Raw genomic sequence first — 14,517 nt, 5'->3', positions numbered from 1 at the left:
CATGTTCTTTTATCGTTCCGGCAGTTGTATGGTAAAAGTGACACCCAGGCCACTGTTTTCTGCCTGTATAGTTCCGCCGTGGTTCTGAATAATTTTCCTGCAGATCGCAAGCCCGAGGCCGCTTCCCGCCTGTTTTAAAATATTTTGGTTTTTCGACTGATAAAACTTGTCAAAAATCATTTTCAGATCTTCTTCCGGGATATGTTTTCCGGTGTTGAAGACTGTGATGATTAGTTCCTGCTCCCTGCTGAAGAACTTGGTCTGTATTGTGCCCTGTTCATCGGTGAATTTTAAAGCATTTCCTAAAATATTCTGAAATAATTGAATCATTCTCGATTCATCATATTCAAAGATAAAATGATTTAACAGATTGACCTCACTGATGTGGATATTTTTCTGCTGAATTAGGTGTAGCAGCGGGTTTAACGCTTTTTTATACGTTTCCAGAATGTTATTTTCCTTAATGTGGAGAGCTATTTCGCCATGTTCCAGCTTATCAAGGTAAAGAATATCATTAATGATCTCGCTCAAACGGTCGGATTCTGTGATAATGTTGTTTAAAAATTCTTTTTTGATTTCCAGCGGGATATCATCGTCATCAGCGAGAATTTCCCCGGCCGAGCGGATAGCGGTAATCGGTGTCCGCAGTTCGTGGGCAACAGAATCCAGGAAGTCGTCTTTCTGCCGGTCTTTTACGATCAGGCTTTGATTGGCATTCGTTAAATCATCTGAAAGTTTCTTTAATTCCTGGGATTGTTCCGTTAATTTTTTGTTTAAAATAATATTTTCTTTAGATTCTTCAAGAATATTCAATACTTCTTTAAGCGATATCTTGTCTTCTTTGGTGACGCCTTCGATCAGAATTTTCGCAGATGCTGTCCCGATCCTTCCTGCCAGAAGATTTTCAGAAAATTTAATAAACCTTGAATCTGCCGTTTCCGTTTCTGAATCAATATTATATTTAAGATTGAAAATCCTCAGTGCCTGTTCAGTTTTCTTTTTACCTAAAAATCTCTCTAAAATATTTTTAATGTCTGAAACATAAGCTGTTCCCCGCCAGATAAATGCATTTTCGTGGTTCTGAATATATTTGTCGATATCCACATACAATTCTGCAAAGTTTCTTTCACGGTAATTACCTTTCATGCTTACCGAAATACCTGCGAAAAGCCCTATATTTACCAACATCGACCAGAAAAAGATCTGCGGAATCCTTCCGAGATAAGGAATGTTGAAAAAACTGAAAGCGTCGTACATCTCTCTCAGAATTCCTTTAAATTCCTGATTATATGAAAAATAATATTGCGGAATAATCAGCCCGAAATAGCAAATCACCAATCCTGCTACTAAACCTGCCAGAACGCCTTTGTAGCTTCCTCTTCTCCAAAAAATAGCTCCAAAATAGGCCGGAGCCAATTGTGCAATAATCACAAATGAAATCAGTCCAACGGAATCCAGGGAAGTTTTAAGTATAAAATATTTGTAAAAGGCAAATGCCATAATGATGAGTCCGAAAATGCTGAATTTCCTGATTCGGGTAATATTCCGTGTATTTTGGGTTTCATCTTCGGCTTTGAATTTTCCCAGCAACCCATACGGAATGATCATGTTATTAGAAAGCATGATCGATAAAGTAATCGCTGAAATGATAATCATGGAAATGCTGGAGCTTAATCCGCCCAGAAAAACCAGCACCGTAATCACTGTATTGTCAAAGTGTTGAGGAATCAGGATCGAATAAAATTCCGGATTTACCTGTTGTCCGTTGAAAATCAGCCTACCGGCCCATGCAATCGGAAATATAAACAGGGTAAAAATCAACAGATACAACGGAAAAAACCAGATGGCTGTTTTAATATGCTTTTCCTGTCTGTTTTCGATAATAGCCGTGTGAAACTGTCTCGGTAGGAGACAAATGGCAGTTCCTGATATCATGCAAAGTACCATCCAGTTGAGGGCTCCTTCAATTCCGTTAAAAGTATTTTTAGCTTTAAAATCACTGAATTTGCTGGCTTTATGATAAATGTCTGAAAATCCGTCAAATACAAAATAAATAACGAAAAGCCCCAGGATAATAATGAAAAACAGTTTTAAAAAACTTTCCAAGGCAATTGCTGAAATGATTCCCAACCGTTTTTCGGAAGCATCAACATATCTCGTCCCATAATAAGAAGAAAATACAGCGATGAGTAACACAACAAAGGTTGCGCTGTCCGTCAGGATATTTTTTGAAACAGGCGTTTCTGTAACGAGATGAAAAGTTTCGGAAATAGCTTTAATCTGAAGCCCGATGTAAGGAATGATCGCGAAAAGGCAAACCAGCGTAATGATGGCGCTCAGGCTTCTGCTGTTTCCATAGCGGAGTGAAATAAAATCGGCGAGGCTGCTGATCTTATTGATTCTGGAAATTCTTACGATCCGGGTATTGATGTAAATCCAGGAAGGAATAACGATGATGGGGCCGATATAAATCGGAAGATAATTAAGTCCGCTGGTGGCTGCAACGCCGATGCTTCCATAATATGTCCACGCAGTGCAGTACACGGCGAGGGAAAGTGCGTAAATATAAGGATTGTTGATCCAGAGCTTACTCTTTTTCTTCTCTGCTATGTAGGCAACGAAGAACAAAAGTGCCAGATAGAGCAAAACCACAGAGAACAGTGCGAAACTACTCATATTTTTTTACGATTACCAAAGCAATGATGATGGAAATCATCCATACGGCAAAGAGATATACCAAAAGCATAGGATATCCCAAGACTTCCTGCTCACTGTTAAAAAGTAAAGAGACAGGAATACTGAAAGCAACCATCAGTCCGATGCTCAGCAAAATCAGTTTTTGTTCATGTCTCTTTTTCATAGGTGATAATTAATGAATGATAATTGATTATTTAATGCCGTTTAGTCTTGTTTATCAATTATCATTCATTGTTTACATTAGTTTTTGTCGTCAGAATATTCGCCGGTTAAGGAATAATATCCGAAAATTCCCAATCCGCCAGAGATAATAGGCATCAGAACAAACAGGATAATAATCCCGAAAACAAGATCTTCCTGCTTTCCCGAAGTGATTTTGGGAATTCCCAATACTGTAATTCCGAAATATCCTACGATCAGCGCAACCGCGATCCAGACAAGGCCTAATATTTTTTTGAGTCCGTTCATTTTAATACATTTAAAATTAATAAAAATTTGATTGAAACCACTGTTATTCGTGAATATTATTGTTCTTGCTTTTCAGATAGAATATCCCGATTACCAGACAGACGGTGGCCACGCCGATCGGATACCAGAGTCCTTCCAGATACCATGATGCATGTCCTGCTTCTTTTCCTGTCGTTACAAGATAAGTAGCTACCGCTGGAAGCAATCCTCCGAATACTCCGTTTCCAATATGATAAGGCAGAGACATCGAAGTGTAGCGTATTCTTACCGGGAACATCTCTACCAAGAATGCCGCAATTGGTCCATACACCATCGTTACAAAAATTACCTGAATAAAAACCATCAGCACAAGATACCATTTTGTGTCATCATTCAGTTTTACAGATTGGCTTACTTTAGGTTCTTCCGCTTTTCCATCCTTCATTACCGGACCGGCTGCGGACCAGTGTACGATGCTGTCTTTTTTCGCCATAGTACCGTCGGTATAAAGTGTTTCTTTGTGGAATGTAATCAGGCTGTCCGTTGCGATTTTATCATGAACTTTTACGGTTCTTTTTTCTGTAATTCCGTTAGCAGCTACAGTTTTGGTTTCAAAATTTACGCTTTTAAACATGGAGTCATAAATAGGTCTGTATGCCAAAATAGCGACCAGCATTCCGGTCATCATGACGGCTTTTCTTCCGATCTTATCCGAAAGCCACCCGAAAAATACAAAGAAAGGTGTTCCTAAAAACAGCGCAGTAGCCATCAGAGAATCTACCTGTGCAGATTCTATGTTCATGACTTTCTGTAGGAAGCTCATCGCATAAAACTGTCCTGTGTACCAGATTACCCCTTGTCCCATAGCGGCTCCGAATAAAGCCAGAAGTACAAATTTAAAATTGAATTTATTTCCGAAACTTTCTTTTAAAGGATTTTTGGATGTTTTTCCTTCGCTTTTAGCCTTTGCAAAGAGTGGAGATTCTTTCATGTTTTTTCTGATGATGTAAGAAACGCCAACCATTAAAATGGAAATCCAGAACGGGATTCTCCATCCCCAACCATCAAATTCTTCCGCAGAAAGTGAGGTTTTGGTTACCAGAATTACAATTAAAGAAATGAAAAGTCCTGCTGTTGCGGTAGTCTGTATCCATGACGTCCAGTAACCTCTTCTGTTGGGTTGTGCATATTCTGCGACATAGGTAGCGGCACCGCCATATTCGCCTCCCAGCGCTAATCCTTGTAATAATCTTAAAATTAAAACTAAAACGGGTGCCATAAATCCGATGGTTTCATAGCTCGGAATACATCCGATCAGGAAGGTAGAAAATCCCATGATCAGAAGAGTAACCAGGAAAGTATATTTTCTTCCGATGATATCTCCCAGTCGTCCGAAAAATAATGCTCCGAACGGACGTACCACAAATCCTGCCGCAAAAGTAGCAAGAGTGGACAAAAATGCAGCGGTAGGATTATCTGCCGGGAAAAATTTTGTAGCCAGTACAACGGCAAGACTTCCGAAAATGTAGAAATCATACCATTCGATAAGAGTGCCGAGAGATGAGGCTGTGATCACGCTCCAGATGGTGCGGTTTTTCTGTTTCTCCGTCATATTCTCATAGCTTTCATAGTGCTTTTCGCTCATATTGTTTAATTTAGTTTGTTAATAATTAATTGTTATCCTGATTGTTTAAAGATAAATCTGAAACTGAACAATAAATTCTCCTTTGGAGGTAGGATCTTCTGTAGGGCTGGTGTACACAGGGCGTGTAGAATATTGTGTAGTGATTTTCGCATGATGACCGTCGATAAACCAGTTGGCCCCGAAGTCAAATTGTGATGAAGGCTTGCTAAGGGCGTCAAAATCTTTATGAGTAAATGCTGCGAAAGGCTGAATCCTGATTTTTGGTTTCTCCGCCTGGCTTGGTAGCAGCAATCCTGCCTGCGCATAGATAATATTTCCTGTTCCGATAGTCGGTTGAAGGTTTCCCGGTCCTGCAATGGCTTTGTTTCCAACAAAATTGGGGTCTGAAGCAGCAATATTCATAATGCCGAGATTTCTGAGGTAATTCGGGCCGAACTGGTAGTTATAATATCCGGCATAGGCAGAAACAGCCATTTTATTTTTGGCATTTCCGAGAGGAATATCAGCAAATGCGTCTACCGCCCAAAGAGTAATATCATGCTTTTCAATAGCTGAATTCACTGAAGTTCTGGTTCCGTCTGCCTGATGGTAAAACCCGGTACCTAGATTAAATACTTTTTTGGTCCCCAGATAAGATCCCACTTTAAATGGCAGTGTATTGGATTCTTCATCCAGAAACTGATATTCTACATAGCCTGCTTTTGAAAAGCTCGGATTTCCATTGTTGTCAACGGCTACGGCTTTTGACGCATCTGTAACATTTGCAGGAACAAGGTCTGTTGCGAAAGGTTTGTTTAAACTGAAACGGTATTCCAGTTTTCCGTATTTTCCTTTGGCAAACATACCCAGCTGGCGTGCGAACTGGTCTGAATTATCGATCAGCGGCCACGTAAAAATAGGAGAATCCACCGTAAGGAAATTCAGCGTGGAAGCCATGGTCATACGCGAAAGTCCCATATAATAATGTAAGCCGGCTCCTAAGGATAGACTGAATTTTCCTGCTTCTCCGGGTAAAAGTACGGCATATTCATTCCAGGCATCATGAAAAAACATCTGTGGCTTTTTACCATTTCCGTAACCTCCTGTTCCTGAAGTTCCAGAGCCGCCTCCATTAATAAATGTCTGATTATTGATTCCGAAATGAGCCAAAATCATATATCTTTTAGAAATCTGAGCATATGCTAAAGCACGTAATCTTCTGTTTCCCAAGCTCCAGGAGTTGTCTGTGGGTTCTCCACCCACCATACTTCCGGGATTCATCTGTGTATTTCTAAGCCAGAACTGATCCCACAAAATGAAGCGGACGAATTTATCTCCCTGTTGGTTCAGGTTAATTTTTAATCCGTTGCCATAATCCGGAGAACCTTGTGCATATAAAGAACCGCTCATTAAAGCTAATCCTATGCAAGTAAGTATTTTCTTCATAAATTATTAATTTTTGGCGTTGTTTTTTGTGAATGCCAAATTGTAATTAATAATTTATTTACGAAAATTCAATATATATTAATGGTAAATATATAGTTATTAGTTTTAAGTTGTGAATTATGAATTCTTGAAATGGTTGAATTTTTAAAATAATTTGATATTTATTTGATTTATAATTATTTATTGGTCTTATTTATATATTGGCAAACTCAAAACTTATAATTAATAACTCATAATTCCCAAAACTTATTTCTTAAATCTCTCCCATTTAATCAACATATACTTATCAGCAAACTGAGTGATGATCAATCCTGAATTTTTAAGATTTTCTTCTTTAGAAATATATTCTGTAAGCTCGTTTTGTTTCAGAATTTTGTAGACAGGATGAAATTCTGAATGTGGAGGTCTTGTGATATTATATTTTTTAATCCAAGAACTTATGGTGACGTGAGAAACACCTATAATTCTTTCGATCTCACGGAAACTCAATCCTTCAAGATACAGCTGTAATGCTTTGGTAACATAATAATCATCGATCTGTTTTCCTAATTTTTTTACCGTAAAATAATAGTTGCATTCTTTGCATAAAAAGCGTTGCTTTTCATTAACAATTCCGCTTTTTACAACCTTGTTGCTGTTGCATTTCGGACAGTTATTTTCCATAACTATATCTTTTTAGCAAATATATAATAATTTAGCATAATATTAATTTAGTATAAAGATAAAATTACCTGAATATTAAATTAAATCAATAAAATAATCTTTTTTATTTGCTTATTAAAGAAATTATATTTTAAATTTGCGGAAAATTTTAGATAAATAAATGGAAATAGAAATTTCCTCCTCCATTCATTTGATGTATGTGAGTGAAATACAGCAGGAAATGTATGATTCTGCACAACGCAGAGGAACGGGAATCGCAAAACGTTCCATAGAATACCTCAGTAAAAAAATTACTGAAGGAAACGCTGTAGTGGCTACAGATAAAGGAAAATGGGTGGGATTTTGTTATATAGAAACATGGTCTCACGGTCAGTTTGTAGCCAATTCCGGACTGATTGTTTCTCCTGATTTCAGACACCTGGGAGTAGCTACCTTAATAAAGGATAAGGTTTTCGCTTTATCACGAAATAAGTATCCGAATGCTAAAATTTTCGGATTGACGACAGGATTAGCGGTTATGAAAATCAACAGCGACTTAGGATACAAACCTGTAATTTATTCTGAACTCACTCAGGATGAGGAATTCTGGAACGGCTGTAAAAGTTGTGTGAATTATGATATTTTAATGAAAAAAGAACGAAAAAACTGTCTTTGCACGGCGATGCTTTTCGTTCCAGATAATATAAAAAACAACGCTGATAAATCTCAGTCTGAAAATCAATACAATAATGAGCAAGAAAGTAGTTTTAGCATTTAGCGGAGGTCTTGATACCTCGTACTGCGCCAAATATCTCAGCGAAATACTGGGATATGACGTGTATGCAGTCACTGTAAACACCGGAGGTTTTTCTAAAGAAGACGAAAAAGAATTGGAGAAAAAAGCCCTGAATCTTGGGGTTAAAAAATACAGGTGCGTAGATGCTCAGGAAGACTATTATAATTCTTGCGTAAAATATTTGATCTTTGGTAATGTGTTGAAAAACAATACTTATCCATTGTCTGTAAGTGCAGAACGCACCATTCAGGCGCAGGAAATTGCAAAATATGCGATTGAAGTTGGAGCAGATGCCATTGCTCACGGAAGTACAGGCGCAGGAAATGACCAGGTTCGTTTCGACTTGATTTTTCAGGTAATGTGTCCGAATGTTGAGATCATTACGCCGATTCGTGATATGGCTTTGTCCCGTGAAGAAGAAATTGAGTTTTTGAAAAGTCATGGTTATGAAATGGAATTTCAAAAAGCACAATATTCTGTCAATAAAGGACTTTGGGGAACTTCAGTGGGCGGAAAAGAAACGCTGACTTCAAGAAATTATCTTCCTGAAGAAGCTTTTCCTTCACAAATTAAAGAAACTCAACCTTCAGAATTGGAAATTGAGTTTAAAAATGGTGAAGTTGTATCTGTGAACGGAGAAAATTTTGAACATTCAGTATATGCAATTCAGAAAATTGAAAAGTTGGCTTCGGCCTATGGAATTGGTAGAGATATTCACGTTGGAGATACAATTGTGGGAATTAAAGGAAGAGTCGGTTTCGAGGCGGCTGCGGCGTCTGTGATCATCAAAGCGCATCATTTACTGGAAAAACATACGCTTTCAAAATACCAGCAGATGATGAAATCTCAACTATCAGATTGGTACGGAAACTGGCTTCACGAAGCACTTTTCTTGGATCCTGTGATGAGAAATATTGAGTCTTTCCTCATTGATTCTCAAAAAACGGTCAGCGGAAAAGTTTTTGTAACCCTTCATCCTTACCGGTTTGTATTAAACGGAATTGAATCTGAACACGATCTAATGTCCGATAAATTCGGAAGCTACGGTGAAGCAAATAGAGCGTGGACAGGAGAAGACGTGAAAGGCTACACGAAAATTGTAAGCAATTCTTTAAATATATATCATCAGATTAATCAGAATATAAACTAAAAGAGAGTCCCGAAGGGACGACTTGAATCAGGATAGGATGTAATCCTATCAATATTAAAATAAAAAAATGATTAATCAAAAAGAAATAAAAACAGCCGGAATCATTGGCGCCAACGGTTACACAGGAAGCGAATTGGTTCGCCTGCTGGCTTTTCATCCTAAAGTGTCTGTGAGTTTTTTATATAGTCGTTCAAATTCAGGGACAAAAATTTCAGATTTGTACCCGGATTTAGCGACAGTTTGTGAAATGATTTTAACGGATAAGCCTGAAGAAGTAGATATTTTATTTTTATGCCTTCCTCACAAAGAAAGTCAGAATTGGTTGGCTCAAAATCCTGTAAAAGATTCAACGTTGGTAATCGATTTAGGAAATGATTTTCGTTTGGACGGAAATTTTGGAAACAGAAATTTTATCTATGGTTTGCCTGAAATCAACAAAAAGCAACTTTCAAGCGCAAAAAGTATTGCAAATCCGGGATGCTTTGCGACGGCAATTCAGCTGGCTTTGCTTCCATTGGCTCAAAAAGGTTTGCTGAATGAGGTGTACACAACTGGAATTACAGGCTCAACAGGTGCTGGGCAGTCTTTGCAGGCGACAACGCATTTTACCTGGAGGAATGATAATATTTCGGCGTATAAAACTTTGACCCATCAGCATGTTGACGAGATTTTACAGCAGTTAGTTTCTTTTAATACCAATGAAATCAGTTTGAATTTTGTTCCGTGGAGAGGAGATTTTGCGAGAGGAATTTTTACAAGTTCTACATTGAAAACAGATGTAGAACTTTCAAAAATATATCAATTGTTTAGGGATTTTTATGCAGATGAACCTTTTGTAAAGGTAAGCGAGAAAGCAATTGATCTAAAGCAGGTTGTCAACACGAATCGCTGTGTGATTCATATTGAAAAAAGTGGGAATACTGCAGTTATTCACTCAGCGATTGACAATTTGTTGAAAGGAGCTTCCGGACTGGCGGTTCAAAATATGAATATTGCGATGGGCTGGGAAGAAAATTCAGGACTGAACTTGAAGCCTGTTGCATTTTAATGTCAATAGTCAATAAGTCAATTGTGAATTTTACAGTTTAATTTAAAATTGACTTAGGAAACGGAGTTTAGAAATTTTGGGACATTATTTAAAATTTTAGCCGCAGTTTCCAGTCTTGAAATAACATTCGCCGACCTTATGGAGGCAATTTTTGTTTCTTTTGTTTGACTACGTCTAATCTTCGATTTCAAAACAAAGGAAAAATATAAAAAAGATGAAATCATTCATCAAACATCAATTATCATTTATAAATAGACATGAATTTATTCAACGTATATCCATTATTCAATATCAATCCGATAAAAGCTCAGGGATCTTTTCTCTGGGACGATAAAGGAGAAAAATATCTTGATTTTTATGGAGGTCACGCGGTGATTTCTATCGGACACAATCATCCGCATTATAAAACTCAATTAAAAAACCAATTAGATAAAATTTCTTTCTATTCCAACTCGGTGCAGAACCAACTGCAGACTGAACTGGCTGAGAAATTAGGAAAACTTTCAGGCTTAGAAGATTATAATTTATTCTTGTGTAATTCAGGAGCTGAAGCGAACGAAAATGCTTTAAAACTGGCTTCTTTTCACAACGGAAAAAGTAAAGTGCTTTATTTTTCAGGCTCATTTCACGGAAGGACTTCGGCGGCAGTTTCGGTGACAGATAATCCGAAAATTGTAGCTCCGGTAAATTATGATGAAAGATTTATTAAATCTGAATGGAATAATATCGAACAGCTTGAAGCAATTTTCGAAAAACAGGGAAACGAAATTTCATCGGTAATTATTGAAGGAATTCAGGGAGTTGGAGGAATTATGATTCCAACGGTTGAATTTTTAAATAAAATTAAAGAATTGTGTGAAAAATATAACGCAGTTTTGATTTTGGATGAAGTTCAGTCAGGTTACGGAAGAAGCGGATATTTCTTTGCTCATCAGGAATTTGGAATTGAAGCGGATATCATCACAACAGCAAAAGGGATGGGCAACGGTTTCCCGATTGGTGGCGTTTTAATTCATCCTAAATTTCAGGCAACCAATGGTTTATTGGGAACCACTTTTGGAGGAAATCATTTGGCTTGTGTTGCTGCGATTGCTGTATTAGATGTAATGAAAGATGAAAATCTCATTGAAAATGTTCAGGAAATGGGCGCTTATATTGAAAATGGAATTAAAGATTTTCCACATATTAAAACGATCCGAAGAAAGGGTCTGATGATTGGAATTGAACTCGATAGAGACTGCTCCGAAGTCAGGAACAGATTGCTGTACGATCATCATATTTTCACAGGAAATTCCAATGATAAGGCGGTGTTGAGGATTCTTCCGGCGCTTACCATTAAAAAAGAAGAAACCGATATATTCATCGATGCTTTGAAAGCAGTTCTTGAGGAAATCTAACTGTGAGTTTTGTCATTCTGAACGGGAACGAAGTGGTAGTGAATAACCTCCAATCAATAAAAAATAGATTCTTCCTTCCTCAGAATGACAAACGAGTCGTTCAATTGCTGAGTAAAACGCCCTTGCGAACGAAAATATTTTCAAGTTTAATTAAAAAAACTTCGCGACCTATAGCATTAAAAACTCACCATAAATATGTAAGATAAAAAAATCTTTAAAATCAAAAATCAAAATGAAAAAATTCACCTCTGTAAGTGATGTTGAAAACTTACAGGAAATCATAAAAAAAGCTTTAAAAATCAAGGAAAATCCTCTTTCGGAAACCGGGAAGGGAAAAGGGAAAACCATAGGACTTGTATTTTTAAATTCAAGTTTGAGAACTCGCTTAAGCAGTCAGATTGCAGCGCAAAATTTAGGTTTAAATGTTTTAACCTTAAATGCCGCACAGGAAGCATGGAACTTGGAATTTGCTGATGGCGCCGTAATGAATGGCGATACGGTTGAGCACATCAAAGATGCGATTGAAGTGTTGAACCAATATTGTGATATCATTGCAGTCCGTTGTTTTGCAGGAATGAAAAGTAAGGAAGATGATGTGAATGAAAGCATTTTAAGCCAGTTTGAGCAACATGCAAAAGTGCCGGTTATTTCGTTGGAGTCAGCGACACGTCATCCTTTGCAAAGCCTGGCAGATTGCATCACGATCACAGAAAATTGGCACTTCGACAAGCTCAGTGTAAACCGTAAACCGAAAGTTGTTCTAACGTGGGCGCCACACATCAAACCAATTGCTCATGCGGTGGGAAATTCTTTTGCAGAATGGATGCAGGAAATGGATGTAGATTTTGTCATCGCAAATCCGGAAGGATATGATTTAGATAAAAACTTCACGAAAGACGTAAAAGTAATCCATAATCAGGATGAAGCTGTGAAAGATGCAGACTTTATTTATGTTAAAAACTGGTCGTCTTTTGATGAGTATGCAGCGATGCCTGAAGTAAAAGAAAACTGGATGTTAACAAACGAAAAATTAGCCAATACCAATCAGGCAAAAGTGATGCACTGTCTACCGGTTCGTCGAAATGTAGAATTGAGTGATGAAGTAATGGACGGTGAAAATTCGATCATTTATCAGCAGGCAAAAAACCGGATTTTCTCTGCTCAGGCAGTTTTCTCGGAAATTTTAGATGAATTGAATAAGAAATGATGTGTTCAGAATTTTTAAATTTTTTAATCATTTAATTTTTAATGAAAAATAAATTATACATCATAAAAATTGGCGGGGCATTAATTGATGATGAGGAATTATTAGAACAATTTCTGGAACAGTTTGCTGAAATCCAGGAAAAGAAAATTCTTGTTCATGGCGGTGGAAAACTAGCCACAACTTTAGCGGATAAACTTGGAATTGAGCAGAAGATGATTAATGGGCGTAGAATCACGGATAAAGATACTTTGGATATTGTGGCGATGGTGTATGCAGGAGGAATTAATAAAAATATTGTCGCAAAACTTCAGCAGAAAAAATGTAAAGCAATAGGTTTTTCGGGAGCGGATGCCAATTTAATTAAAGCCACAAAACGAGAACATGAAGAAATAGATTTCGGATTTGTAGGAGATATTACCGAAAAAAGTGTGAACAGGAAGTTGATCTCGAAGTTGCTTAAACTGGAATTGGTTCCGGTCTTTTCAGCAATTACTCATGATAAAAAAGGACATCTTTTCAATACGAATGCGGACACAATTGCTTCGGTGATTGCACAGGCTTTATCGGTAAAATATGATGTAGAATTGTTGTATTGCTTTGATAAAGAAGGCGTTTTGGAAGATGTAAATAATCCGGAATCTGTGATTAAAAATATTTCTGAAGACGAATTCTCAACCTTAAAAAACGAAGGAAAACTTCACAAAGGAATTCTTCCAAAATTGGAAAATGCTCTTGGAGCAGTGAAAAATAAAGTCAATAAGGTATTCTTAATTAAGGAATCCGAACTAAAAAAACATATCGAAAACCATCATGAAGGAACTGAAATCTGTTTATAGTAAAGAAGAATTACTGAATAATGCAGTTGAATTATTAAAGAAACTGATTGAAATTCCGTCATTCAGCAAAGATGAATTTAATACGTCCGTAGAAATTGAATTTTTTTTTAAAAAACATCAGATTCCCACAAAACGTTTTAAAAATAATATCTGGGCAGTAAATAAAAATTTTGATGTTTTCAAACCGTCGATCCTGCTGAATACGCATCACGACACGGTAAAACCGAATAAAGCTTACACTTTAGATCCGTTTTTACCCATTGAAAAGGACGGGAAATTATTCGGATTGGGAAGCAATGATGCAGGTGCTTCTCTGGTTTCGATGGCGCAGGTTTTTTTATATTTTTATGAAAAAGAAGATTTGCAATATAATTTAGTTATTGCTTTGACAGCGGAGGAGGAAATTTCAGGTTTTGACGGGATTGAAGCTTTATTTCCGCAGTTGCCTAATATCGAGCTCGCCATTGTAGGAGAACCAACGCAGATGAATCTGGCGATTGCGGAAAAAGGGCTTTTAGTGATAGACGGCGAAATGAAAGGTACTCCTTCTCACGCCGCTCATCCGAACAACGATAATTCTATTGTGAAGTGTATGGACGATCTACAGCATATTTTAAGCTTTAAATTTCCAAAAGTTTCGGATTATTTAGGTGAAGTTAAGGTAACACTGTCAGGAATTCACGCAGGAGTTCAGCATAATGTTGTCCCGGAATCGTGCACTTTTACTTTAGATGTGAGAGTTACTGATGAATATTCTAATAAAGAAGCATTTGAAATCATCCAATCGCAAATGAAGTCAACTTTGACGGCAAGATCTTTCAGATTAAATTCTTCAAAAATTGAAATGGAACATCCATTTGTACAGGCAGGCTTGGAAATTGGCAGGACAACTTACGGCTCACCAACTTCATCCGACCAGGCGATTATTCCTTGTACTTCTGTAAAGCTTGGTCCAGGTGACAGCACACGCTCCCATACCGCAGATGAATACATATATATAAAGGAAATAGAAGAAGGAATTGATGTTTATATCCAAATCCTTGAAAAGGTCCTATAAATCGACCTAGGAAACAGAGGCGTTAAGAAAATTTAAATTTATCCGTTAAAAAATTCCCACTGTTTGAAGCGCGACACTAATTTTGAATCGAAGAACAAGTTTTGAATTCGCGCAAGTTTTGGGGATTTTAGGATTCAATTTCAATTTTTAGCCGGAGTTTCCAGTCTTGA

General features: G+C 37.3%; 13 protein-coding genes. 7 read left to right on the top strand and 6 right to left on the bottom strand.

The annotated features are described in order from the left end of the window. Positions 1-9: 9 nt before the first annotated feature. The 6 genes from ACWNCI_RS07030 to ACWNCI_RS07005 form a co-directional block, all read right to left on the bottom strand. Positions 10-2,676, bottom strand: a complete 2,667-nt coding sequence (locus tag ACWNCI_RS07030) for an ATP-binding protein (protein WP_449387744.1) — start codon at positions 2,674-2,676, stop codon at positions 10-12. Then, a complete protein-coding gene (locus tag ACWNCI_RS07025; protein ID WP_449387743.1) occupies positions 2,669-2,860 on the bottom strand; it encodes a hypothetical protein in 192 nt (63 codons plus the stop codon). Before ACWNCI_RS07025 ends, ACWNCI_RS07030 begins: the two co-directional genes overlap by 8 nt. Positions 2,861-2,937: 77 nt before the next feature. Then, positions 2,938-3,165 carry a DUF6814 family protein gene (locus ACWNCI_RS07020; RefSeq protein WP_449387742.1) on the bottom strand — a complete coding sequence of 76 codons (228 nt, stop codon included), beginning with the start codon at positions 3,163-3,165 and terminating at the stop codon, positions 2,938-2,940. A gap of 43 nt (positions 3,166-3,208) precedes the next feature. After that, positions 3,209-4,789 (bottom strand): MFS transporter, encoded by a 1,581-nt coding sequence (locus tag ACWNCI_RS07015; RefSeq protein WP_449387741.1) that lies wholly within the window; start codon positions 4,787-4,789, stop codon positions 3,209-3,211. 45 nt (positions 4,790-4,834) lie between these two features. Beyond that, positions 4,835-6,214, bottom strand: a complete 1,380-nt coding sequence (locus ACWNCI_RS07010; protein ID WP_449387740.1) for a porin — start codon at positions 6,212-6,214, stop codon at positions 4,835-4,837. A 246-nt stretch (positions 6,215-6,460) separates the two neighbouring features. Further along, the gene (locus ACWNCI_RS07005) at positions 6,461-6,877 is read right to left on the bottom strand and encodes an IS1/IS1595 family N-terminal zinc-binding domain-containing protein (RefSeq protein WP_449387739.1); all 417 of its coding nucleotides are present in this window, start codon (positions 6,875-6,877) and stop codon (positions 6,461-6,463) included. A gap of 160 nt (positions 6,878-7,037) precedes the next feature. Between ACWNCI_RS07005 and ACWNCI_RS07000 the strand changes: the two genes are divergently transcribed. The 7 genes from ACWNCI_RS07000 to ACWNCI_RS06970 all read left to right on the top strand — a co-directional run bounded on the left by ACWNCI_RS07000 (position 7,038) and on the right by ACWNCI_RS06970 (position 14,347). Then, on the top strand, positions 7,038-7,634 hold the full coding sequence (locus ACWNCI_RS07000) for a GNAT family N-acetyltransferase (protein WP_449387738.1): 597 nt from the start codon (positions 7,038-7,040) through the stop codon (positions 7,632-7,634). Further along, positions 7,606-8,802 (top strand): argininosuccinate synthase, encoded by a 1,197-nt coding sequence (argG, locus tag ACWNCI_RS06995; RefSeq protein WP_449387737.1) that lies wholly within the window; start codon positions 7,606-7,608, stop codon positions 8,800-8,802. Before ACWNCI_RS07000 ends, argG begins: the two co-directional genes overlap by 29 nt. 67 nt (positions 8,803-8,869) lie before the next feature. After that, positions 8,870-9,850 carry an N-acetyl-gamma-glutamyl-phosphate reductase gene (gene argC / locus ACWNCI_RS06990; RefSeq protein ID WP_449387736.1) on the top strand — a complete coding sequence of 327 codons (981 nt, stop codon included), beginning with the start codon at positions 8,870-8,872 and terminating at the stop codon, positions 9,848-9,850. Between the two features lie 257 nt (positions 9,851-10,107). Further along, a complete protein-coding gene (locus ACWNCI_RS06985; RefSeq protein ID WP_449387735.1) occupies positions 10,108-11,247 on the top strand; it encodes an aspartate aminotransferase family protein in 1,140 nt (379 codons plus the stop codon). A gap of 232 nt (positions 11,248-11,479) precedes the next feature. Beyond that, entirely contained in the window at positions 11,480-12,454 is a 975-nt protein-coding gene (locus ACWNCI_RS06980) for an N-acetylornithine carbamoyltransferase (protein ID WP_449387734.1), read from the top strand. A gap of 41 nt (positions 12,455-12,495) precedes the next feature. Next, positions 12,496-13,290 carry an acetylglutamate kinase gene (argB, locus tag ACWNCI_RS06975; protein ID WP_449387733.1) on the top strand — a complete coding sequence of 265 codons (795 nt, stop codon included), beginning with the start codon at positions 12,496-12,498 and terminating at the stop codon, positions 13,288-13,290. Further along, positions 13,265-14,347 (top strand): M20 family metallo-hydrolase, encoded by a 1,083-nt coding sequence (locus ACWNCI_RS06970; RefSeq protein ID WP_449387732.1) that lies wholly within the window; start codon positions 13,265-13,267, stop codon positions 14,345-14,347. Before argB ends, ACWNCI_RS06970 begins: the two co-directional genes overlap by 26 nt. Positions 14,348-14,517: the final 170 nt, after the last annotated feature.

Source organism: Chryseobacterium lineare (genome assembly GCF_977014045.1).
Note: the sequence above shows the minus strand (reverse complement) of the source record. Positions and strands in the feature narration are given on the sequence as shown.

What these genes read in the sequence shown, in the direction of transcription:
- ACWNCI_RS07020 (WP_449387742.1), bottom strand. Translation starts at nt 3,165, where the DNA reads ATGAACGGACTCAAAAAAATATTAGGCCTTGTCTGGATCGCGGTTGCG.
- ACWNCI_RS06980 (WP_449387734.1), top strand. Translation starts at nt 11,480, where the DNA reads ATGAAAAAATTCACCTCTGTAAGTGATGTTGAAAACTTACAGGAAATC.
- ACWNCI_RS07005 (WP_449387739.1), bottom strand. Translation starts at nt 6,877, where the DNA reads ATGGAAAATAACTGTCCGAAATGCAACAGCAACAAGGTTGTAAAAAGC.
- argG (WP_449387737.1), top strand. Translation starts at nt 7,606, where the DNA reads ATGAGCAAGAAAGTAGTTTTAGCATTTAGCGGAGGTCTTGATACCTCG.
- argC (WP_449387736.1), top strand. Translation starts at nt 8,870, where the DNA reads ATGATTAATCAAAAAGAAATAAAAACAGCCGGAATCATTGGCGCCAAC.
- ACWNCI_RS07025 (WP_449387743.1), bottom strand. Translation starts at nt 2,860, where the DNA reads ATGAAAAAGAGACATGAACAAAAACTGATTTTGCTGAGCATCGGACTG.
- ACWNCI_RS07000 (WP_449387738.1), top strand. Translation starts at nt 7,038, where the DNA reads ATGGAAATAGAAATTTCCTCCTCCATTCATTTGATGTATGTGAGTGAA.
- ACWNCI_RS06970 (WP_449387732.1), top strand. Translation starts at nt 13,265, where the DNA reads ATGAAGGAACTGAAATCTGTTTATAGTAAAGAAGAATTACTGAATAAT.
- ACWNCI_RS06985 (WP_449387735.1), top strand. Translation starts at nt 10,108, where the DNA reads ATGAATTTATTCAACGTATATCCATTATTCAATATCAATCCGATAAAA.
- ACWNCI_RS07010 (WP_449387740.1), bottom strand. Translation starts at nt 6,214, where the DNA reads ATGAAGAAAATACTTACTTGCATAGGATTAGCTTTAATGAGCGGTTCT.
- ACWNCI_RS07030 (WP_449387744.1), bottom strand. Translation starts at nt 2,676, where the DNA reads ATGAGTAGTTTCGCACTGTTCTCTGTGGTTTTGCTCTATCTGGCACTT.
- ACWNCI_RS07015 (WP_449387741.1), bottom strand. Translation starts at nt 4,789, where the DNA reads ATGAGCGAAAAGCACTATGAAAGCTATGAGAATATGACGGAGAAACAG.
- argB (WP_449387733.1), top strand. Translation starts at nt 12,496, where the DNA reads ATGAAAAATAAATTATACATCATAAAAATTGGCGGGGCATTAATTGAT.